17 protein-coding genes and 1 other RNA gene are annotated in these 21,838 nt (G+C 54.8%); 10 read left to right on the top strand and 8 right to left on the bottom strand.

Annotated features, from left to right (window positions below; translation table 11 throughout):
- Positions 1 to 403: 403 nt before the first annotated feature.
- Together ACQGQ5_RS14845 and rnpB are read left to right on the top strand one after the other, a co-directional pair.
- The gene (locus ACQGQ5_RS14845; RefSeq protein WP_455737273.1) at positions 404 to 1,861 is read left to right on the top strand and encodes a nicotinate phosphoribosyltransferase; all 1,458 of its coding nucleotides are present in this window, start codon (positions 404 to 406) and stop codon (positions 1,859 to 1,861) included.
- 95 nt (positions 1,862 to 1,956) lie between these two features.
- Positions 1,957 to 2,299: RNase P RNA component class A (gene rnpB / locus ACQGQ5_RS14840), an RNA gene on the top strand.
- A 186-nt stretch (positions 2,300 to 2,485) separates the two neighbouring features.
- Here the strand turns inward: rnpB and ACQGQ5_RS14835 are convergent.
- The 4 genes from ACQGQ5_RS14835 to ACQGQ5_RS14820 all read right to left on the bottom strand — a co-directional run bounded on the left by ACQGQ5_RS14835 (position 2,486) and on the right by ACQGQ5_RS14820 (position 8,975).
- Positions 2,486 to 3,169: a P-II family nitrogen regulator gene (locus tag ACQGQ5_RS14835; protein ID WP_455737272.1), complete on the bottom strand. Its 684-nt coding sequence runs from the start codon at positions 3,167 to 3,169 to the stop codon at positions 2,486 to 2,488.
- A 1-nt stretch (position 3,170) separates the two neighbouring features.
- Positions 3,171 to 4,817, bottom strand: coding sequence for a DUF1538 domain-containing protein (locus ACQGQ5_RS14830; RefSeq protein WP_455737271.1), 1,647 nt, complete (start codon positions 4,815 to 4,817; stop codon positions 3,171 to 3,173).
- A gap of 236 nt (positions 4,818 to 5,053) precedes the next feature.
- A complete protein-coding gene (locus ACQGQ5_RS14825; protein ID WP_455737270.1) occupies positions 5,054 to 6,760 on the bottom strand; it encodes an ammonium transporter in 1,707 nt (568 codons plus the stop codon).
- Positions 6,761 to 6,881: 121 nt separating this feature from the next.
- Positions 6,882 to 8,975, bottom strand: a complete 2,094-nt coding sequence (locus ACQGQ5_RS14820; RefSeq protein WP_455737269.1) for a glutamine synthetase III family protein — start codon at positions 8,973 to 8,975, stop codon at positions 6,882 to 6,884.
- 364 nt (positions 8,976 to 9,339) lie between these two features.
- On the opposite strand from ACQGQ5_RS14820, the gene ACQGQ5_RS14815 reads away from it, so the two are divergent.
- The 5 genes from ACQGQ5_RS14815 to ACQGQ5_RS14795 are packed head-to-tail and all read left to right on the top strand — an operon-like array spanning position 9,340 to position 14,334.
- Positions 9,340 to 10,434, top strand: a complete 1,095-nt coding sequence (locus ACQGQ5_RS14815; RefSeq protein ID WP_455737268.1) for a class II glutamine amidotransferase — start codon at positions 9,340 to 9,342, stop codon at positions 10,432 to 10,434.
- On the top strand, positions 10,434 to 11,942 hold the full coding sequence (locus ACQGQ5_RS14810; RefSeq protein WP_455737267.1) for a glutamate synthase-related protein: 1,509 nt from the start codon (positions 10,434 to 10,436) through the stop codon (positions 11,940 to 11,942). Before ACQGQ5_RS14815 ends, ACQGQ5_RS14810 begins: the two co-directional genes overlap by 1 nt.
- 3 nt (positions 11,943 to 11,945) lie before the next feature.
- Entirely contained in the window at positions 11,946 to 12,377 is a 432-nt protein-coding gene (locus ACQGQ5_RS14805; RefSeq protein WP_455737266.1) for a 4Fe-4S dicluster domain-containing protein, read from the top strand.
- A gap of 5 nt (positions 12,378 to 12,382) precedes the next feature.
- Positions 12,383 to 13,615, top strand: a complete 1,233-nt coding sequence (locus ACQGQ5_RS14800; protein ID WP_455737265.1) for an NAD(P)/FAD-dependent oxidoreductase — start codon at positions 12,383 to 12,385, stop codon at positions 13,613 to 13,615.
- Positions 13,612 to 14,334, top strand: coding sequence for a GltB/FmdC/FwdC-like GXGXG domain-containing protein (locus ACQGQ5_RS14795; protein ID WP_455737264.1), 723 nt, complete (start codon positions 13,612 to 13,614; stop codon positions 14,332 to 14,334). Before ACQGQ5_RS14800 ends, ACQGQ5_RS14795 begins: the two co-directional genes overlap by 4 nt.
- A gap of 296 nt (positions 14,335 to 14,630) precedes the next feature.
- Here the strand turns inward: ACQGQ5_RS14795 and ACQGQ5_RS14790 are convergent, their stop codons facing one another.
- The 4 genes from ACQGQ5_RS14790 to dpsA form a co-directional block, all read right to left on the bottom strand.
- Positions 14,631 to 15,905 carry an O-acetylhomoserine aminocarboxypropyltransferase/cysteine synthase family protein gene (locus ACQGQ5_RS14790; protein WP_455737263.1) on the bottom strand — a complete coding sequence of 425 codons (1,275 nt, stop codon included), beginning with the start codon at positions 15,903 to 15,905 and terminating at the stop codon, positions 14,631 to 14,633.
- 18 nt (positions 15,906 to 15,923) lie between these two features.
- Positions 15,924 to 16,445, bottom strand: coding sequence for a hypothetical protein (locus tag ACQGQ5_RS14785; RefSeq protein ID WP_455737262.1), 522 nt, complete (start codon positions 16,443 to 16,445; stop codon positions 15,924 to 15,926).
- Positions 16,446 to 16,534: 89 nt separating this feature from the next.
- Positions 16,535 to 17,107: a dipicolinate synthase subunit B gene (locus tag ACQGQ5_RS14780; RefSeq protein WP_455737261.1), complete on the bottom strand. Its 573-nt coding sequence runs from the start codon at positions 17,105 to 17,107 to the stop codon at positions 16,535 to 16,537.
- Positions 17,108 to 17,110: 3 nt separating this feature from the next.
- Positions 17,111 to 17,971, bottom strand: coding sequence for a dipicolinate synthase subunit DpsA (gene dpsA / locus ACQGQ5_RS14775; RefSeq protein WP_455737260.1), 861 nt, complete (start codon positions 17,969 to 17,971; stop codon positions 17,111 to 17,113).
- 296 nt (positions 17,972 to 18,267) lie between these two features.
- Between dpsA and murC the strand changes: the two genes are divergently transcribed.
- From murC to ACQGQ5_RS14760, 3 genes are all read left to right on the top strand, one after another.
- A complete protein-coding gene (gene murC / locus ACQGQ5_RS14770; protein WP_455737259.1) occupies positions 18,268 to 19,644 on the top strand; it encodes a UDP-N-acetylmuramate--L-alanine ligase in 1,377 nt (458 codons plus the stop codon).
- A gap of 114 nt (positions 19,645 to 19,758) precedes the next feature.
- Complete coding sequence (locus tag ACQGQ5_RS14765) at positions 19,759 to 20,268, top strand: glycosyl-4,4'-diaponeurosporenoate acyltransferase CrtO family protein (protein WP_455737258.1); 510 nt, start codon at positions 19,759 to 19,761, stop codon at positions 20,266 to 20,268.
- Positions 20,269 to 20,353: 85 nt separating this feature from the next.
- Positions 20,354 to 21,481: a cadherin-like beta sandwich domain-containing protein gene (locus ACQGQ5_RS14760; protein WP_455737257.1), complete on the top strand. Its 1,128-nt coding sequence runs from the start codon at positions 20,354 to 20,356 to the stop codon at positions 21,479 to 21,481.
- Positions 21,482 to 21,838 lie beyond the last annotated feature (357 nt).

The raw sequence follows: 21,838 nt of genomic DNA, 5'->3' as shown, positions 1-21,838 counted from the left end.
TTTACGCACATACATATTCCATCTGCACAGCGCCTGTAACAAAATTTCCTGGAAATTTACAAAACATTGGAAATTTACCAGCGTAAACTCTGTTAATGTCATATAGTATAATATTTTATTGTCTATAATGCAATAAAATATAAAAAATTTTCACATAATGAACCAATATTTTTCAAAATAGTTATGATTTCATCATATTTGCATTTCTTAATTGTTATTTTGCCTTAACCTTGTTATAATATTCTTCATATGGCTTATAATTTATTGTAATTTTCAGAAAGAGATTTTTCTATAAACCCGGGATGCCGTTACGGTATCCGTCGCTTTACTGCTGTTCTATAATATGATAACCAGCACAGGTGGAGTTACAGCAAAATTTAATAATTTATTGGAGCTGAACAGGATGAATGAACAGAACGGATTCAAAACCAACCTGACCATGCTGACCGATTTTTATGAAATCACCATGGCCAACGGCTATTTTACAAACGGCTATCAGGACACCGTCGTCTATTTCGACATGTTTTTCCGGCGCGTGCCGAACGACGGCGGTTACGCGATCATGGCGGGCGTCCAGCAGGCCGTGGAGTATCTGGAAAACCTGAAGTTTACCGAAGAGGACATTCAGTATCTGAGGGACTGCAAAATTTTCAACGAGGATTTTATCCGCTATCTGCAGAACTTCCGGTTTGCCTGCGACGTGTGGGCGGTCCCGGAAGGAACCCCCATCTTTCCGACCGAGCCCATCGTTACGGTGCGCGGGCCGGTGATCCAGGCGCAGTTCATTGAAACCATGATCCTGCTCTGCATTAACCACCAGAGCCTGATTGCCACCAAGGCCAACAGGATTGTCCGCGCGGCGCAGGGAAGAGCGGTCATGGAATTCGGTTCCCGCCGCGCGCAGGGACCGGACGGAGCCGTTCTCGGGGCCAGGGCGGCCTATATCGGCGGGTGCTGCGGGACCGCCTGCACCCTCTGTGAACGGGATTACGGCGTAAAGGCGCTGGGCACCATGGCGCACAGCTGGGTCCAGCTGTTTGACAGCGAGCTGGAGGCTTTCCGCGCCTATGCCCGGGAATATCCGAGCCAGTGCACCCTGCTGGTCGATACCTACAATGTTCTGAAATCGGGCATTCCCAACGCGATCCGCGTGTTCAACGAGGAGCTTCTCCCCCTCGGGTTCCGCCCCGCGGGAATCCGCATTGACAGCGGCGACATTACTTATCTTTCCCGAAAAGCGAGAAAAATGCTGGACGCCGCCGGATTTGAGGACTGCAAGATCTGCGCGTCGAATTCCCTCGATGAGTATATAATACGCGACATGCTGATGCAAGGTGCCTGTGTGGACAGCTTCGGCGTGGGCGAGCGCCTGATTACCGCGGCCAGCGAGCCCGTTTTCGGCGGCGTTTACAAGCTGAGCGGAGTTGAGGACGCGCGGGGGAATGTCATTCCGAAGATTAAAATCAGCGAGAACGTGGCAAAAATTACCATTCCCTGCTTTAAAAACCTCTGGAGGCTGTTCGATCGGGAAAGCGGCAAGGCGATTGCCGACCTGATTACTCTGCACGGAGAAGTGATCGACGACACCAAGCCGTACGAGCTGTTTGACCCCGAGCATATCTGGAAGCGGAAAATCGTCAAAAATTTCCGCGCGGTGGAACTGCGCCAGAAGCTGTTTGAAAACGGAAAGAGCCTGACAAAGCCGCGCGACCTGAACGAAATCAAGGAATACTGCCTGCAGCAGGTAGACACGCTCTGGGACGAAGTGAAGCGTTTTGAAAATCCGCACCAGTATTATGTGGATTTATCGCAGAAGCTTTGGGACGAGAAAAACCGCCTGATTTCCGAGCACAGCTTTTAACGGCGGCCGGCATCGGATTCGTTTTTCAGCCGGCGGAAGGCCGCTTCCATAATCTGCAGTTGACAGACGGCCCTCCATCGATTAAAATAGTTTAGCGAGCAGGCTGAACAGCTGCGGACACAGTCCGAAAGGACGTGCCCGAGGAAAGTCCGAGCTCCACAGGGCGGAATAACGGCTAACGGCCGCCGGGGGCGACCCCAGGGAAAGTGCAACAGAGATATACCGCCGGTAACGGTAAGGGTGGAAAGGCGAGGTAAGAGCTCACCAGCGCGCGGGAGACCGCGCGGCTCTGCAAACCCTATTCGGAGCAACACCGCAGAGGGACTTATGCGCCGGCCCGGCGCGTCCCGAGAAGGTGGCACTGAGCCGCGATGGCAACATCCGGCCAAGATAGATGGCTGTTCACGACAGAACTCGGCTTACAGGCCTGGTCGCATCAAAAAGACGAAAACCCGCTGTTTCAGCAGGTTTTCGTCTTTTTGCCTTTGATTGCGCATTGAAATGATACAAACTGTATAATTTACAATAAAAAATACTGTTACTGCGGCGAAAACGCCGGAATTCCGCCGGATTCGGCCGTCTGTCCGGGAGGCTTCCTGCCGGTACGACTGGTTTTTATGGCGACTATAAGGCAGGCAGCCCCGCTACCCCGTTGACCGGCAGGGAAAACGCAATGGCCTTGGCGTCCGTATGAAGGCCCTTCTCGCGTGTAATCGCCTGCATGATTTCTTCACGGTGCTCGCTTTTTGTTAAAATCAGAATCAATTCCTTTTCCGGCTGAATCGTAATGCCGAAGAATTTTTCGGCATCTTTCACACTGGCGCCCCGCGCGTGGATCACGGTACCCCCGGTCGCTTTCGCGGCTTTTGCGGCATCCATCACCTCATCTGAAAAACCCTGATTGGCGATCGCAACGATGAGCGCGTGTTCAAAGGACTGGTCCATAAAGCTCCCTCCTGTTTTCTGTAATACGGTATGGCAGAGAGTCTCTTCCCTGCATCCCGCGGCACCGCTGATCGGTATGGTCATGGCAATGCCGCTTCCGGGCCTGCCTATTTTTTCATTCAGTTCTTCCATAAAGCTTTCGGCTGTTTTCTCGGGCATCACACTGAACAGAACGTCTTTTTCCGTTTCGCCAAGGCCCCAGTAGGACAGGATTTTTGAATCCGCGGTTCCTTTTCCCAAAGCCAGGAAATTCAGGCGCACACCTCTGCCGGAAAACAGACCTGCAATTTTTTTGCCGTTTCCCCGGTTAAGAATCGTGATCATCAGTACGGTCGATTCCGATCCGGTATTTGTCTGCGTCATTTCATTCCTCCCTTTCCAACGAATTGTCGCCATCTGTTCTATTTTCGCTGGTTTCCTCGGAATTTGCAATAGGGTTTTCCATTTTTCCCTTATTTTCCTCCGATTCTTTGGGGAATTCCGGATTTTCCTCCGGGAATTCGGGCGATGGGACCTCTTCCTCCGGCAGGGCGCCGTCCGCTTCCTCCGCCTTTTCCGCGCGGTCGAGCTTGATCCGGTAAATAATACCGATTGCCTGTACGGTGATGATCGGCATCATGGCCACCATGGCGATAATGCCGAAGGCGTCCGTCATAATATTGCCGCCCATGGCTTCACACGCGCCGGAGGCAAACGGGAGCAGAAACGCCGCGGCCATGGTCCCGGCCGCGACGCCGCCGGAGTCGAAAGCAATGGCGGTGAAAATTTTCGGGCTGAAAAAGGTCATTGCCAGCGCAACGGCATAACCCGGAAGCAGGAAGAACCAGATGGGGATTTGCGCCATGATGCGGATCATGGCCATGGCAAGCGCAAGCCCAACGCCGATGGAAAGGCCGACCATCATCATCCTTCCGGAGATCGCGCCGCTGGTGATGTCCTCCACCTGATTGTTCAGAACATGAACCGCGGGCTCCGCAAAGACGACGCAGCACCCGATCGCCGCGCTCAGCGGAATGAGGATCCAGCGGTAGGGCAGGGACGCAATGGAACGCCCCAGGTAGGTGCCGGCGGGCATAAAGCCGATGTTGACGCCGGTCAGAAAGACCGAAAGCCCGACGAGCGTGTACACAATCCCGACCATAATGCGGATCAGCTTGGTCTTCGGGAGCTTGAGATGGATCAACTGGAGGAATACGAAAATCACGATAATGGGAAGCAGAACAATACAGACTTCCTTGAAAAACTGAAGAAAGCCGTTTGCAAACAGCGCGATCAGCTCGCCGACGCTGTCTACGGTGGCGGCGGACTCAAACGCGAACCCCGTTCCCGAGGGGTCGAAAAACATCCCCGTGATCAGCACCGCCAGAATAGGGCCGATGGAACACAGGGCGCACAGCCCGAAGCTGTCCTCCTCCGCAGTACTGCCGCCGCGCACCGCGGAAATGCCCGAGCCCAGCGCCAGAATAAAGGGTACGGTGATCGGCCCGGTGGTCACGCCGCCGGAATCGAAGCTGACAGCCAGATAGTCCGGGGCCGTCAGCGCGGCTATTACGAATACAAAAACATACGAGACGATCAAAACGTGGGAAAGATTCATCTGGAACAGGATGCGCAGAAGCGCAAGCACCAGGAAAATGCCCACCCCGCACGCGACAGACGCGATCAAAGCGGCGTCCGGCACGGCGGGCACCTGTTTGGTCAGCACCTGCAGGTCCGGCTCCGCCACCGTCACCACGACGCCCAGGACAAAGCTGCTTACCACCATCAGCCAGAGCTTCCGCGACTTGGTCAGCACCGAGCCGATGGTTTCTCCCATGGGGATCATCGATATTTCCGCGCCCAGGGTGAAAATGCTCATCCCAACGATCAGCAGGACCATTCCGGTGAGGAACATCATCAGAGTGCCTGTGGGCATGGGCGCGATTGTAATGTTCAGCAGAAAAACGATGATGCCGACAGGCAGGACGGATTGCACGGATTCTTTCAGTTTTTCGGTCATTACTCCATTCATTCTCAACTTCCTTTCATTCATGTTATATTTTCAGCTTTCAAACCAGCCAGTCATCCATTCATGGTGAGAATACGCATTTGATTAAAATTATAACATATTTTGTATAAAATAGACCGGATAATACAAAGAGTTCAAAGAATGTTCATAAAATCAAGGCAATATAAAGCGGGCAGCCTGCCGGAATGACAGACCGCCCGCTTTATATAGGAAGATATGTAAAGATCTTGTACTCTGAATTAATATTCGCCCTGTAAGGCGTCGTATCCCTCTTCGCCCGTGCGGACCTTGATTACATTTTCCACATCGTAGACAAAGATTTTTCCGTCGCCGATCTTTCCGGTATACAGAACCTTTTTCGCAGTGTCCACCACTGTTTCTGCCGGAATGGCGCTGACGACGATTTCCAGCTTGATTTTCGGCAGGAGGTTGATCTCTTTTATCTTGACGCCGCGGTAATATTCCGTATTTCCTTTTTGTGTGCCGCACCCAAGAACATTGGTGACGGTCATCCCCATGATGCCGATTTCGTTCATTGCTTCCTTCATCGCTTCAAACTTGCCCTTGTTGAAAATCATCACGACTTTTGTCATCTTTTTACCGGTGACAGTGGAAGAAACGGCGGGCGCTGCAGGATAATGCGAAACCGGAACGCTTTCATCAACAGGAAGAAAATCCGCCTCGCTGAATAAAGCATGACCGTCCATCGGAAGAAAGTCGGCATATGCGCTGACGATGCCGTGTTCCCTGATATCCAGACCCATGATTTCTTCTTCCGGATCCACACGAAGACCGACTGTCCTTTTGATCACGGTGAAAATAATCAGCATCGTGACGGTAACCCATGCGCACACGGCGAGTACGCCCAAAATCTGTGTGCCAAGGAGCCGGAAGCCGCCGCCGTAAAGCAGACCGCCGTCCACCGCGAAGAAGCCGGTTAAAATGGTGCCGCTCGCTCCGTTCAGAAAATGCACGCCGACCGCGCCGACCGGGTCGTCTATTTTTAAAACCTTGTCGATAAATTCAATGCCGAATACAACGATAAAGCCGGCAATCAGCCCGATAAAGAACGCGCCGACGGGGGAGACCGCGTCGCAGCCCGCGGTAATCGCCACAAGGCCCGCCAGAGAGCCGTTCAGGGTCATGGACACATCGGGCTTTTTATAACGGATCCAGGTAATCATCATCACTGTTACGGTCGCGACCGCCGCCGCGAGGTTGGTGGTGACAAAGATGCCGCCGGCGGAGGCAAGGATATCGTCGCCGGTCATGGAAATGGTGGAACAGCCGTTAAAGCCGAACCAGCAGAACCAGAGAATGAATACGCCGAGAGCGCCAAGGGTCAGACTGTGGCCGGGAATCGCCTTTGGGTTGCCGTCCTTATCATATTTGCCGATACGGGGGCCGAGCATTTTAGCTCCGATCAGCGCCGCAAGGCCGCCCACCATATGGACTGCGGTCGAGCCCGCAAAATCGTGGAAGCCGAGCTGCGCCAGCCAGCCGCCGCCCCAGATCCAGTGCCCGGAAACGGGGTAGACAAACGCGCTGATACACGCGCTGTAAATGCAGTAGGAAATAAATTTCGTTCTTTCCGCCATCGCGCCCGAAACAATGGTTGCGGACGTCGCACAGAAAACGGTCTGAAAGATGATGTAGGCCGCAGTGGGAATGGTCAGCCCAAGGCTGGCGGCGTAATCGCCCCTTGTCAGGAAATCAAACCCGCCGATGAAAGGCGCCGTTCCGGCAAACATCAGACCGAAACCGAAAAGCCAGTAAATAGGAGTGCCGATGCAGAAGTCCATCAGGTTTTTCATGATGATATTGCCGGCGTTTTTTGCCCTCGTAAAGCCGGTTTCGACCATTGCGAAGCCCGCCTGCATAAAGAACACAAGGGCCGCGCCGAGCAGTACCCAGATTGTATCAACGGAAGAGAATACTTGAGCCATGCGTGTTGCCTCCTCTAAAAAATTAGCGTGTATTCTGCAAGCTAAAACAGAATACACGCCTTTGTGCATCAATTGATCCGGTTTTTAATATACCCCCGCAAGCCAATGCCGTACCCGCTTTTTACATCACGCTAAAAAGCAGGTCGCCGTAGGTCGGGTACGGCCAGTATTTCGCGCCGACCAGGCTTTCGATTTCATCCGCGATGACACGGGTCGCTTCCATCTCCTCGAAAACCGTATTGCGGTAGTATTTTGCCTGTTCCAGAACATCCTTGAATTCTTTCTCCGGTACGACGGTCTCTTCCAGAACAAGCATTTTCTTGTACAGGTCGGAGCTGAGGTCGGAAAGCTTTTTCAGCAGAGTCTCTTCCAGTTCGCAGCAGATGTCCGCACAGAGCTGTTTCTTGTTGATGGCCTCCTTGCTGATGTCCTTCATATAGGAGCAGGCCGCCGGAAGAATGTCTTTTTTGATCATATCCACCATGGTCAGCGCTTCGATGTGGAGCTGTTTGCAGTAGTTTTCCAGCTGGATTTCATAGCGGGAATGAACTTCCGTTTTCGTCAGCACGTTGTATTTCTCAAATAAGGCGATATTGGCGTCGCTGATATAGTACGGCAGCGCGTCCGCGGTGGAGCGCAGGTTCAGCAGGCCGCGTTTTTCCGCTTCCTTCACCCACTCTTCGGAATAGTTGTTGCCGTTGAAGATAATGCGGCCGTGATTTTTGACCGTATCCCTGATGAGCTCAGTCAGCTTGGAGTTGAAATCGCCGGCCTTTTCCAGCTCGTCCGCAAAGGCGCACAGGGCGTCGGCAATGATCGTGTTGAGCATGATGTTCGGGCACGCGATGGAAACGGTGGAGCCGAGCATGCGAAACTCGAACTTGTTGCCGGTAAAGGCAAACGGGGAAGTGCGGTTGCGGTCCGTGGAGTCCTTTGGAAAACCGGGCAGAACGTCGACGCCGATTTTCATGGAAACTTTGTCCTGCTGATGATAGGAGGAACCGTCCTCAATGGACTTCAGCACGCTGGCCAGCTCGTCGCCCAGGAACATGGAGACGATCGCCGGGGGAGCTTCGTTCGCGCCCAGGCGGTGGTCGTTCCCCGCGCTTGCGACGGAGATGCGCAGCAGGTCCTGATGCTCGTCGACCGCCCGGATGATCGCGGCGAGGAAAAGGAGGAACTGCGCGTTCTCGCGGGGAGAATCGCCCGGCTCAAGGAGGTTTACGCCGGTGTCGGTCGAGATGCTCCAGTTGTTGTGCTTGCCGCTTCCGTTGATGCCCGCGAAAGGCTTCTCATGGAGCAGGCAGGTCAGGCCGTGCTTTGTGGCGACCTTCTTCATGATCTCCATGGTGAGCTGGTTCTGGTCGGAAGCTACGTTGCTTGTAGTGAAAATGGGAGCGAGTTCATGCTGGGAAGGAGCGACTTCGTTATGTTTTGTCTTGGCGAAAATGCCGAGCTTCCAGAGTTCTTCGTCCAGTTCTTTCATGTACGCGGACACTCTCGGCTTGATCACGCCGAAATAGTGGTCCTCAAGCTCCTGCCCTTTCGGGGGCTTCGCGCCGAACAGCGTTCTGCCGGTGTAGATCAGGTCTTTTCTTTTTTCGTACATCGCCTTGTCAATGAGGAAATATTCCTGTTCCGGCCCTACCGTGGTGATGACCCGGTGAGCCTCCGTGTTGCCGAACAGCTTTAAGATCCTCATCGCCTGCCTGTCGATCGCTTCCATGGAACGCAGCAGGGGGGTCTTTTTATCGAGCGCCTCGCCGCCGTAGGAGCAAAACGCGGTGGGGATGCAGAGGGAGCCGTCTTTGATGAACGCATTGCTGGTAGGGTCCCAGGCCGTGTAGCCCCTTGCCTCAAAGGTCGCTCTCAGCCCGCCGGACGGAAAGCTGGAAGCGTCGGGTTCGCCCTTGATCAGTTCCTTCCCCGAAAATTCCATAATGACCTTGCCGTTTTCCACCGGGTAGATAAAGCTGTCGTGCTTTTCCGCAGTGATCCCCGTCATCGGCTGGAACCAGTGGGTGAAGTGGGTCGCGCCCTTTTCCACCGCCCATTCCTTCATCGAATTTGCAACGACGTTCGCGACCTGCAGATCCAGCGGCTTTCCCTGTTCCCTGGTCTTTCTCAGAGCCTTATAAGTGTCCTTTGGCAGTCTTTCCTTCATGACTGTATCGTTGAAAACCATGCTGCCGAACATTTCAGGAATATTGCTCATGAAAATCACTCCCTACATAAATTACAAAAAGAAGGCGCTATAGGGCAAATCCCTACAGCGCCTTTGCTGCTATGTGCTTATTATATGACAGCCGGGGCGGAATGTCAATAAAAAAATAAAAATTTGCAGGATTTCATAATATTAAATGCATAACCATCCTGATCGGAATGAGTTTTTATGAAAAATCGTAATAACCTGCAACTTTAATACCATAATTATGCAAAATCTATTGACATTACAGCCTAAACATTATATTATAAAAAAACGCAAATTCAGTAAACAGCCGAAAGCTGTGAATTTCGCAATTTTTGCCGACGGGGCATAAAATGCGTCGGAGTACGAAATTGCAGGGAGGTCAGTTTTTATGCAATCAGAGGGAGATGTAAGGATACCTTCGGGCTGCGCCATATCGGGAATTTTTTCGCGCAGCGGAAAGAAAATGAATGGCGAGGCCATCATTCGCTCCATTGCCGCCATGCACGACCGCAGCAATGGATTGGGCGGAGGCTTTGCGGCCTACGGAATTTATCCGCAGAACAGGGAGCTGTACGCGTTCCATGTCTTCTACGGCAGCGTCCGCGCCAAAGAGGAATGCGAAAAAGAGATCATGGCGAACTTCGACGTGACGGTCGCGGAAAAGATCCCGACCCGAAAAATGCCGGAAATTACGGATGAACCCGCAATATGGCGCTATTTCGGCCTGCCGTTTGAAAAGCTGCTCAAGGATACGCAGCTGGACGAAAGGGAATTCGTCGCGCGCTGCGTGGTAAAGATCAACACGCAGATCAGGGACGCCTATGTGTTTTCCAGCGGAAAGAACATGGGCGTGTTCAAGGCGGTCGGCTTCCCGGAGGATGTGGGAAGATACTACTGTCTGGAAAACTACGAGGGCTACTGCTGGACGGCGCACGGGCGTTACCCGACCAACACGCCGGGCTGGTGGGGCGGGGCGCACCCGTTCGCCCTGCTGGACTATTCCGTTGTACATAACGGTGAAATTTCCTCCTACGACGCGAACCGCCGCTTCATTGAGATGTTCGGCTACCAATGTACGCTTCTGACCGATACCGAAGTGATTACCTATATTATCGATTACCTGAACCGGAAACAGGGGCTCAGCCTGAAAGAGGCCGCGGACGTCATCGCCGCCCCGTTCTGGAGTGAGATCGACCGGATGCCGGCGGCGGAGCGCAAAAAGTTCACCTACCTGAGAAACGTGTTTTCCAGCCTGCTGATTACCGGCCCGTTCTCCATTCTGCTGGGCTTCAGCGGCGGCATGATGGCGCTGAACGACCGTCTGAAGCTGCGCTCCATGGTCGTCGCCGAAAAGGGCGGCATGGCCTATGTGGCGAGCGAGGAATGCGCGATCCGCGCGATTGAGCCGGACCCGGACAGAACCTTCGCCCCCAGAGGCGGAGAACCGGTCGTCATCACGTTGAACGAGGGGGTGGATGCGTAATGCCTGTCGATTTTTTATATCCTGAATATGAAGTGATCCGCAATCCGCAGCGCTGCATTGCCTGCCGCGTGTGCGAACGGCAGTGCGCCAACGAGGTGCATTCCTACGACGCGGAGCTGAATCTGATGAAGAGCGACGAGTCCAGGTGCGTCGACTGCCACCGCTGTGTGGCGCTTTGCCCGACAAGGGCCCTGAAAATCGTAAAGTCCGATCACACCTTCAAGACGAACGCCAACTGGACGAACGAGGTCATCGGCGAGGTATACCGCCAGGCCGGGACGGGCGGCATGCTGCTTTCCTCCATGGGCAACCCGAAGCCGTATCCGGTTTACTGGGATAAGATCCTGATCAACGCGTCGCAGGTGACGAACCCGTCCATCGACCCGCTGCGCGAGCCGATGGAAACCAAAACCTTCCTGGGCAAGCGGCCGGAAAAGCTGGAGCGCAACGCGGACGGCAGCCTCAACACGGAAAACCTGCCCCCGAATCTGGAGCTTTCCGTGCCGGTGATGTTTTCCGCGATGAGCTACGGCTCCCTCAGCTACAACGCGCACGAAAGCCTTGCGAGGGCCGCTCAGGAGCTGGGCATTTACTACAATACCGGCGAGGGCGGGCTGCACGAGGACTTTTACCGGTACGGCGCGAACACCATCGTGCAGGTTGCGTCCGGACGCTTCGGGGTACATAAGGACTATCTGGAAGCCGGCGCGGCAATTGAAATCAAGATCGGTCAGGGCGCGAAGCCGGGAATCGGCGGGCATCTGCCCGGAGCGAAGATCGTCGGCGACGTTTCCCGCACCAGAATGATCCCGGAGGGCTCGGACGCGATTTCCCCCGCGCCCCACCACGACATCTATTCGATCGAGGACCTCCGCCAGCTGGTTTACTCCCTGAAAGAGGCCACCAACTATCAAAAGCCGGTCATTGTAAAAATCGCGGCGGTGCACAATGTCGCCGCCATCGCCAGCGGCATTGCCCGCAGCGGGGCGGACATCATCGCCATCGACGGCTACCGCGGCGGCACCGGCGCCGCCCCGACCAGAATCCGTGACAACGTCGGTATCCCGATCGAGCTTGCGCTCGCGGCTGTGGACGAGCGGCTCCGCCAGGAGAAAATCCGCAACAACGTTTCCCTTGTCGTCGGCGGCAGCATCCGCAACTCCGCGGATATCGTCAAGGCCATCGCTCTGGGCGCGGACGCGGTGTATATCGCGACGGCGGCGCTTCTGGCGCTCGGCTGTCACCTCTGCCGCAGCTGCCAGACGGGCAAATGCAACTGGGGCATCGCGACCCAGCGGCCGGACCTCGTCAAACGGCTGAACCCCGATATCGGCTATCAGCGCCTCGTCAACCTTGTCACCGCGTGGCAGCACGAGATCAAGGAAATGATGGGCGGCATGGGAATCAATTCGATCGAAGCGCTCAAGGGCAACCGCCTGATGCTTCGCGGAATCGGATTAAACGGGAAAGAGCTTGAGATTCTTGGGATCAAGCACGCGGGGGAATAAGCGATGAAAAGGATCTATGTAAATGAGAAATGGTGTCTCGGGTGCCATCTTTGCGAATACAACTGCGCTTTTGCCAATTCCGGCAGCGACGATATGGTCAAGGCGCTCAAGGATATTCATATCAACCCGAGGATACGGATCGAGGAAAACCAGGGGATCAGCTTTGCCGTTTCCTGCCGTCACTGTACGGAGCCGCTCTGCGTGAAAAGCTGTATTACCGGCGCGCTCAGCGTGGATAACGGCGTCATTGAGGTCGATAAGGACAAATGCGTGGGCTGTTACACCTGCATTATGATATGCCCCTACGGCGCGATCATGCCGGGGAACGACGGCAGCGTCATTCAGAAATGCGAGCTTTGCACGAACAACAGCTTCGGAGAGCCGGCGTGCGTGCGGGGCTGCCCGAACAAGGCGATCGTTTTTGAGGAGAGGTGAGCAGAATGAATTATGTCATTATCGGCAACTCGGCCGCGGCGGTCGGCTGCGTCGAAGGAATCCGCTCCGTGGATCAGGCCGGAAACATCACGGTGATTTCCAAAGAGCCGCATCATGTTTATTCGCGTCCGCTGATTTCCTACCTCCTTTACGGAAAAACCGACCGGCAGCGCATGAAGTACCGCCCGGACAGCTTCTATGAAGAAAACCGGGTGACCCCGCTTTTAGGGGTTACGGTTACCGGTGTGGATTACGAAAATAAAAAAGTCCTTTTGGACAGCGGGGACAGGGTCGCGTTTGACAGGCTGCTTTTCGCGACCGGTTCCTCCCCTTTTGTTCCGCCCATGGCGGGGCTGGAGGAAGTGGAGCATTCGTTCAGCTTTATGAAGCTGGACGACGCGGCGGCCCTGCAGAAGGTCATCGATCAGGAAAGCCGCGTGCTGATTATCGGCGCGGGCCTGATCGGCCTGAAATGCGCGGAGGGGATCCGCGGCAGGGTAAAGCAGATTACCGTTGTGGACCTGGCGCCCCGCATCCTGCCGAGCATCCTCGACGAAGAAGGCTCCGAAATCGTGCAGAAGCATATTGAGGGGCAGGGGGTAACCTTTATCCTCAGCGACAGCGTCGCGCAGTTTACCAAAAATTCCGCTCTGCTGAAAAGCGGCGGAAAGCTGGAGTTCGACGTCCTGATTGTCGCGGTTGGCGTCCGCCCGGAAACGAAGCTTGCCGCGGACATCGGCTGCAGGGTCAATAAGGGAATCGTTTCCGACATCCACTGCGCCACGAATCTGGACGGCGTTTACGCGGCGGGCGACTGCAGTGAAAGCTACGACATCACCTCCGGCCAGTACCGCGTGCTCGCCCTTCTGCCCAACGCGTATATGCAGGGAGAGGCCGCGGGCATCAATATGGCGGGCGGGGAAAAGGTCTACGACAAGGCTATCCCGATGAACGCGATCGGATTTTTCGGGCTGCATATCATCACCGCCGGAAGCTACGACGGAGAAGCCTATGTGGTGCGGACCGAACGGACCTATAAAAAGCTGGTCTCGAAAGACAATCTGTTAAAGGGCTTCATCCTGATCGGCGACGTCGCCAGGGCGGGAATCTACACTTCGCTGATCCGCGAAAGGACTCCGCTCGACACCGTCGATTACGAACTGATTAAGGAAAAACCGCAGCTCATGGCGTTTACCGCGTCGGAAAGGGCCGTTAAGCTCGGAGGTGTCAAAGAATGAAAATCAATGCGGACCATCAACATTTCAAAGACCTGAACAACGAAATCCGTGTCTCCTCGGAAACGGAGATCACGGTGGAAAACTGCCTTGGGCAGCGCTACATCGGCTCCGGCATGAGCGGAAAAAACATCACGATCAACGGGGTGCCGGGCAACGACCTGGGCTGCTATCTGAACGGCGCCACCATCCGGGTAAACGGCAACGCGCAGGACGCCACCGGCGACACCATGAACGAGGGGACCATCATCATCAGCGGTTCCAGCGGCGACGCCACCGGCTACGCGATGCGCGGAGGGAAAATCCTCGTGCGGGGCAGCGCGGGGTACCGCGCGGGCATCCATATGAAGGCGTATCAGACGCACCAGCCGCTGATCATGATCGGCGGCGAGACCGGCAGCTTTCTGGGCGAGTACCAGGCGGGCGGCACCATCGTCGTGCTGGGCCTGGGCTCCGAAAAGAAGGTGCCCGTGGGCAGCCTTTGCGGAACAGGAATGCACGGCGGAAAAATTTACCTCCGCTGCGAGGCGCTTCCGGAGGATCTGCCGAAGCAGGTGCAGGCGGCCCCCGCCTCCCCGGAGGACATGGCGGCAATCGACGGCTATCTCGACGAGTTCTGCGGTATTTTCCATATCGATAAGCGGGAAGTGCTTTCCAAAAGCTTCTATGTATTAACGCCCAATACGAAGAACCCGTATCAATCGCTCTATACATTTAACTGAAGCGCAGGCTGCCGGACCTACCGGTCGGGAAGCGCCTACGGCGGACTCGACTGCAAGCAAAAAGATGAATGGATCGCTAATTCCGTCGTTCTAAGTAACGGCGGGAGGGTTCCATAAAATCCCCCCGGACCCCCGGGGTATCCCCAAAATGTCTCTATGTGGCACGGTACCTTCGTGGTTTTCATTGACGAACGTACGGGGGAAGGCGGGAATTTGCTGAGGGAGTTCCCGATTCAGCAAATTTGGTTAAATATAGAAAGGCGGAGCAGCTGCCCCGCCTTTTCGTATGTTATGATTTACAGGTTATTCAGCGACTGGTCGATATCCTCAAGGATATCCGCGAGGTTTTCGATGCCGACCGACAGCCGGATCAGGTCGGGGGCGACGCCCGCCTCCCGGAGCTGCTCGTCGCTCAGCTGGCGGTGGGTCGTGCTGGCCGGGTGGAGCACGCAGGTGCGCAGATCCGCCACGTGGGTGACGATGGACGCGAGCTTTAAGCCTTCCATAAATCTGGCGGCGGCTTCGCGCCCGCCCTTTATCCCGAAGGAAATCACGCCGCAGGTGCCGTTTGGCATATATTTTTTCGCAAGCTCGTAATATTGGCTGCTTTTCAGGCCGGGATAGTTGATCCACGCGATTTTGTCGTTCTGCTCCAGATGCGCCGCCACGGCGAGCGCGTTGGAACAGTGCCGTTCCATTCTGAGCGCGAGCGTTTCCAGCCCCAGGTTGAGCAGGAACGCGTTGTTCGGGCTCGACTGCGCGCCAAGGTCCCGCATCAGATGCGTGCGGGCTTTGACAATGTAAGCCGCTTTGCCGAACTGCTTTGTGTAGACGATTCCGTGATAGGATTCGTCCGGCTCGGTTAGGCCGGGGAACTTTCCGTTTTCCCAGTTGAAATTCCCGCTGTCCACAATCGCTCCGCCGACCTGAACGGCGTGGCCGTCCATGTATTTCGTGGTGGAATGGGTGACGATGTCGGCGCCGAAAGCGAACGGGCGGCAGTTGATGGGAGTGGGGAAGGTGTTGTCTACAATCAGGGGGACGCCGTGCGCGTGCGCCGCTTTCGCAAACAGCTCCAGATCGGTTACGACGAGCGAAGGATTGGTCAGCGTCTCCGCGAATACGCAGCGCGTGTTCGGCCGGAAAGCGGCGTTCAGCTCTTCCTTCGTGCAGCCGGGGGCAAGGAACGTGAATTCCAGTCCCATTTCGCGCATGGTTTTGTCAAACAGGTTGAAGGTGCCGCCGTAAATTGCGCTGGAGCAGACCACGTGGCCGCCCGCGGGGCAGATGTTGAGCACCGATATCAGGGAAGCCGCCTGACCGGAGGAGGTCAGCAGCGCGCCGACGCCGCCTTCCAGGGCGGCGATCTTTTTTTCCACCGCGTCAATGGTCGGGTTGCCCAGGCGGGTGTAAAAGAATCCGTCGGCCTTCAGGTCGAACAGCTCGCCGAGTGTTTCCGCGCTGTCGTATTTAAAGGTTGTGCTCTGCACAATGGGCAGTACGCGCGGTTCTCCGTCTCCCGGTTCGTAGCCCGCGTGGATGCAGTCCGTATCAAGATGGTAATGGTTCAATGGAATTTTCCTTTCACTTTAAAATCCGCCTTTTGTGAAGAACGCTTTCAGCGCGTTGGCCAGAAAGTCGGCCGCCGCCACAACGCCCCAAACGATCAGAATAAACATCATTGCCGAAACGATCCGCCAGAAAAAGCGCTTGCGGGAACTCATCGGTTCTTCTTCCGGTTCGGGCTCTTCTTCCGGCGCAGGGGAGCCGCTTTCCAGCTTCGCGTCCTGCGCGTCCGCGATTCCGATCCCGTTCAGCAGCTCTTTGGCGGTATCCAGGTCCCGGAAAGCCACAAAAATATTGCGGTTCCCGTAAAACGGCCTGCTTCCAAGCAATATGGAGGGGGGCGAACCGAAGCCGCTGTCCTGCTCGACAAATACGATTCCGTTTTCCTGAAAGACGGACCGGATCATGGTGGTATTCGTTTCGTCCGTCGTCAGCAAAAGCACCGGGTCGTCCGGTCCGGGCTCCCGCAGCTTTTTGGAACCGCACGCGGCGCAGCGGTCGGCGTCGCTGTCGATGAGCAGTTGGCACTTAGGGCAGTACAGCATTCCTCTCACCTCTGTTTCATTGTTTTATCATATCACATTTATTGACTAACTTACAAGAAATCCGCATAAATATTTATGAATATCCATCCTCACAGCAGGATGGGCTGAAGCTGCCTTCCCTCCAGCGCGGCAAGCGCCGCGGGCTGGATCAGGCTGAAGTCCGCGACCACGGAGGCCGGCTTTTTACCCGGATCATCCTGCTTCATAGGAACGAAATAGATATTTTTGGTATTGAGTAATTTTGCGATATTCTGCGCCGACGCGGCGAGCGCGTCGTTCGTGGCGGGAGCCAGCAGCACCGGCCTGGCGATGCGCAGGCTGGACTTCACCGCCATAGTCACGGTGGTGTCGGTGATCCCGTTCGCGATTTTGGCCAGCGTGTTGCCGGTGCAGGGAGCGACGATCATCAGGTCGACCATCTTTTTCGGCCCGATGGGTTCCGCCTCCACCATGCTTTTGATGATTTTTTTACCGCAGAGGTCTTCGATCTCCCAGATAAAATCGTCCGCTTTTCCAAAGCGGGTGTCCGTCGTCACGGCGTTCTGCGACATGATCGGCAGAATGTCGTATCCCGCGTCCACAAGGACGCGGATTTGCTCGATCGACTTGTCGAAGGTGCAGAAGGAACCGCAGAGGGCGTAACCGAAAGTAAGGCTTTTCATCTTTCACTCCTCCATCATATTATAAATGGTATTTTTGATGATTTCACCGGCGGTTTTCGGAGCGACCTTTCCGGGCAGGGAAAGAGCGTGGATCGCCCTGATGCCGAATTTCTGCGCGGCATCGTAATCGACGCCGCCGGGCGGGGACGAAAGGTCGATGATCAGCGGTTTGGAGCGCATCTTCGAAAGCATGCGCCGGTTGAATATCAGAGCGGGCGCCGTGTTGAAAATAACGTCGTACTGATCCTTGTCGCAGATTTTGTCCGTCAGGGCGGAGGAATACCCGAAGGATTCGATCCAGGCGATATCGGAATATCTGCGGGCGCTCACCGTCACCGTGGCGCCCAGCCCGCGCAGCATCATCGCCAGGATCTTTCCGATTCTTCCGTAGCCGACGACAAGGCATCTGCTCTGGCTGACGGTGCCGGGGTATTCGCGCATCGCGATCTCGATCGCGCCTTCCGCGGCGGGAACGGCGTTGTGTACGGCGAATTCCTCCCGGGTATAATAATCGTAGGTGTCGATGGAATCCCACACGTCGCTGGTCGGGTAAAGCTTTCCCATCATTCCTCCGTAAACCTGTTTGTTCCTCATCCGTTCCGCAAAGCTGTCGTTCAGCTCGATGCTGTTTTCGCTGTAAACCATATTCAGATGACTGCCGTCCGCCGTGACCGGCAGCGGAAGGATAATATTTTCACACCGGAGGATCATTTCCTCAAGATCCGCTTTTTTTACGTCCTTGGAAAATTCAATGCTGTCAAATCCGTAGACATAGACGGTGTACCCGTCCGACGCGATGGATTCGGCCAGCGCAATCTGGCGTTTGTCGCCGCCCAGTACGCCGAAACTGTTGATATCGACCATTGTACAAACCTCCATAAACTTCTTTCCCCATATTATGGAGATGGAACGCCCGTTGTGATTGCTCGGTTTTCCGTTTTGATTTTATTTTTTATTGCAAATATCCGAAAAAATGTTTATTATAAACAGGTATGGCAATATAATAGAGAGGATCCATATTTTGCGGCGGTTTCCTTTGCGCCGGGTCACGGGACCGAACGGTTTTTTCCCCACGGAAGGTGGGGAGCGATTTAACCAAAAACGCTGCGGCTGAATTGGAAACGCTGTCACATTATCTCATTTTAAGGAGCTCAACAAGCATGGATTATCAAGATACTTTATCCAAGGTTAAGAAAATACATTTTGTGGGAATCGGCGGTTCCGGCATGTGCCCGATCGCTGAAATCCTGTACCACCGCGGCTATGAACTGACCGGGTCGGACACCAGCGAGTCCGATACGCTCGCCAGGATCCGTTCCTACGGAATTCCCGTCTCAATGGGTCACAGGCCGGAAAACATAGGCGACGCCGAAATGCTCGTGTACACGGCGGCCGTCAAGGCCGACAACCCGGAGCTTGCCGCCGCCCGCGAAAAGGGAATCCCGGTCGTGGAGCGCTCCGTCATGCTCGGCATGGTGACGCGCCGCTATCCGCACCCGGTGGCGGTTTCCGGCACGCACGGCAAGACGACCACGACCGCGATGATCACCCAGATTCTGCTTCACGCGGGAAAAGACCCCTCGGCCGTGATCGGCGGAAAACTCCCGCTGATCGGCGGGAACGGGCGTGTGGGCAAATCCGGCACCATCGTCTGCGAGGCGTGCGAATATGTGGACACCTTTTTGCAGCTGAACCCCGAAACGTCGATCATCCTCAACATAGACGCCGACCATCTGGATTATTTCGGAACGGTGGAGAATATCATTAAATCCTTTCACCAGTTTGCGCTCCAGACGTCAAAGACGCTCATTGTCAACGGCGACGACGCCAACACCATGAAGGCGGTGGAGGGCATAAAAAATGCGTCCGTCGTTACGTTCGGCCTGAACCCGTCCAACGAGTATTACGCCGACCATATCGCGGACACAAAAGGGGCGAGGGAATGCTTCTCGGTGATGAAAAACGGGGAAAAGCTCGCGGATGTAACGCTGAGTATCCCCGGAAAGCACAATATCTACAACGCGCTGGCTTCGTTTGCCGCGGCGGACAGCATGGGCGTGAAGGCAGACATCATCGCGGAAAGCCTGCACCAGTTTACCGGCGTCCACAGGCGTTTTGAAATCCTCGGCACGTTTGGCGGGATTACGGTCGCCGACGACTTTGCGCACCACCCCACGGAGCTGACGGCGACCCTTTCCGCCGCCATGAAAATGAATTTCCGGCGCGTGTGGGCGGTTTTCCAGCCCCACACCTATTCCAGGACCTACCTGCTTCTGGACGAATTCGCAAAGGCGCTTTCCATCCCGGACAGGGTTGTCCTTTCCGAAATCCTCGCGGTGCGCGAGGAGAACACCTACCATATTTACGCAAAGGATCTGGCCGACAAAATCCCGGGCAGCATATGGTTTAAAACCTTTGAGGAAATCACGGAGTACGTGACCGCCAACGCGGAGGACGGCGATCTGATCCTTACCCTGGGCGGCGGCGACGTTTACAAATGCGCGAACATGATTGTCAAAAAATACAGGGAGCGCTGACCGGCTTTCATCTTGCACATGCCTGTAAATTGTATTATAATATGTATATGTTAATATTATCACATGCATATTATGATTGACCGGACTTTCATTTTTGCAGGGGAGGGATTACAAATGCTGAAAAATCTGTCATTTCTCAACATGTTTCTATGGAATCTTTTTATTATCGGCGTCTGGCATTTGACGGTCTTTCTGGCCGGTGTCAAGCTTCCCCATTCCATTTCCCGGAAGGAGCGTTACGCGCCGAAGGAATGGGAACACGGCGGGCGTTGGTACAGGGATAAATTGAAGATCCAGCTTTGGAAGGACAGGGTGCCGCAGCATATCGGCAAAGACGGCTTTTCCAAAGAGCATCTTACGGATATTTCCATTGATTACGTCGACGAGTTTATTTTTGAAACCTGCAGGGGCGAGTGGGTACATCTGAAAAACTGTATCTGTATTGTCGTTACCATGCTGATCAACCCTTTTTTGGTGGGAATCGTATTTTCCTTTTTGATTATGCTCGGGAACCTGCCCTTTGCCATCATCCAGCGGTACAACCGTTTCCGGCTGCAGATCCTGCGTAAAAAACTCTTACGCGATCTGCGCGCGAACGGAGTGGGGCAGACCGTTACCGCTTGACAAACCAAATGCTTTTTAAAAATCAGCTTTGCCGGAAAACCAGCTCAGCTGGTTTTTGTCTATCTGCCGTTGGGGGGAGCCGTCCGTGAAAAAACAGAATTTTCGCGCTTTTTTGCTTTTGCTTCTGCTTCCGGTCCTTTTACGGATTCCTGCGTATGCCGCTACCGTACCCTATTTTACATACAGCGTGGACAAGCCCTCCGCCGCGCGCGGGGAACTGGTCAAGCTGCAGATCAACGCGGGACAGGTTCCCGACACCGCGGCCGGATTCCGGATGCGGATTAGGTATCACGCCGAAGCGCTCAGCTTTGTCCGTACCGAGACGTCCTCGCAGATCAAAAGCGGGACGATGGTCACAAACAGCGTGTCGAACCCGATCTGCAGCGTATATGTGTGCAATGTGGATCAGGGCGCCGCGCCGCAGCTTTCCGGGAATATCATTTCCTTTGTGTTTCAGGTCAGGGACGGCGCTTCTTCGGGCGATACAGTGATCGACGCGCATATCGACGAAGTCTGCAATTATGCGGCGAAGCAGCTGGATGTGGATATTGAGGAAAACCTGACCGTTTCCATCGAGCCGCCGGAGGAAGAGCCCTCCGACGAGGCGGCGCTTTCCCGTTTGGCCCCGTATAACGGCGAACTGGTGCCGGAATTTTCCCCCGACGTCTATCGATACCGGCTGTCCGTCGGTTACGCGGTGGAGTCAGTGGAATTTTACGCCCGCGCGGAAGAAGGCGGGACGGTCAAAATCAATCGGAAATCCCTTTTCAGGCCCGGCACGGATACGCCCATTGTCGCGACGGTCACTTCCGCCGATAAAACAAATCAGGTGCAGTATGTCGTCCTCGTCAGCCGGGCCGAAAAGCCCGCCGGGGCTGTAGGGCTCAGCTCGGACCCGCCGCGTTCCGCTGGAAAGGCATCCGGGCAGGAAAAAACGGCTTCCAATCAGGCAAAACTGTCCGAAAAGGGAACGGCGGAGACGACGGCGCGGGAGGAAGACGGTTTTTCGGCGGCTGCGGAAGCGGAAAATCAGGCTCAGCCGCAGGCGGCGCCGACGGCTGCCCAGCCCAATGCAGCCGGCTACGGCGGCAGGAATGTTTATATTATCGGGAATCAGATGCCCGTCTATGTTGTTGGAATGCTTACAGCCGCTTTGTGCATACTGCTTGGAATCGCGCTCAGCCTTTATCTGAAAATCAAGCCCAGGGAATAGCGTTTATAAAAAGAAAACGGCCTGACGGCCGCCGTACAAGACAATATTTTACAATGGGAAAGGCCGCTTTTACGGCCTTTTTTCTATGTTGATTCATGGTTTTTCCGCTTGGTGGCTGTAACATCAAAATCTGTGTATACACCCGGCCCTTTTCCCCGATCCACAGGATAACGGATATGGTTATTTTTGCTTTCCGCGCGACATGTACGTCCAGAATATCGCTGAGTCTGCAGAAAAGGTAGATCACGAAAAAAAGCGGTGGATCGTGAAGTGTAAAAAACAGAAAGAGCAGAAGCAGTCCACGCTCCCGTGTGGGGAGCGACGAGGTCACCAATCATGTGCAACGGGACATTATAG

It is taken from the genome of Caproiciproducens sp., assembly GCF_053840905.1.
This window is presented reverse-complemented; position numbering and strand designations above follow the sequence as displayed.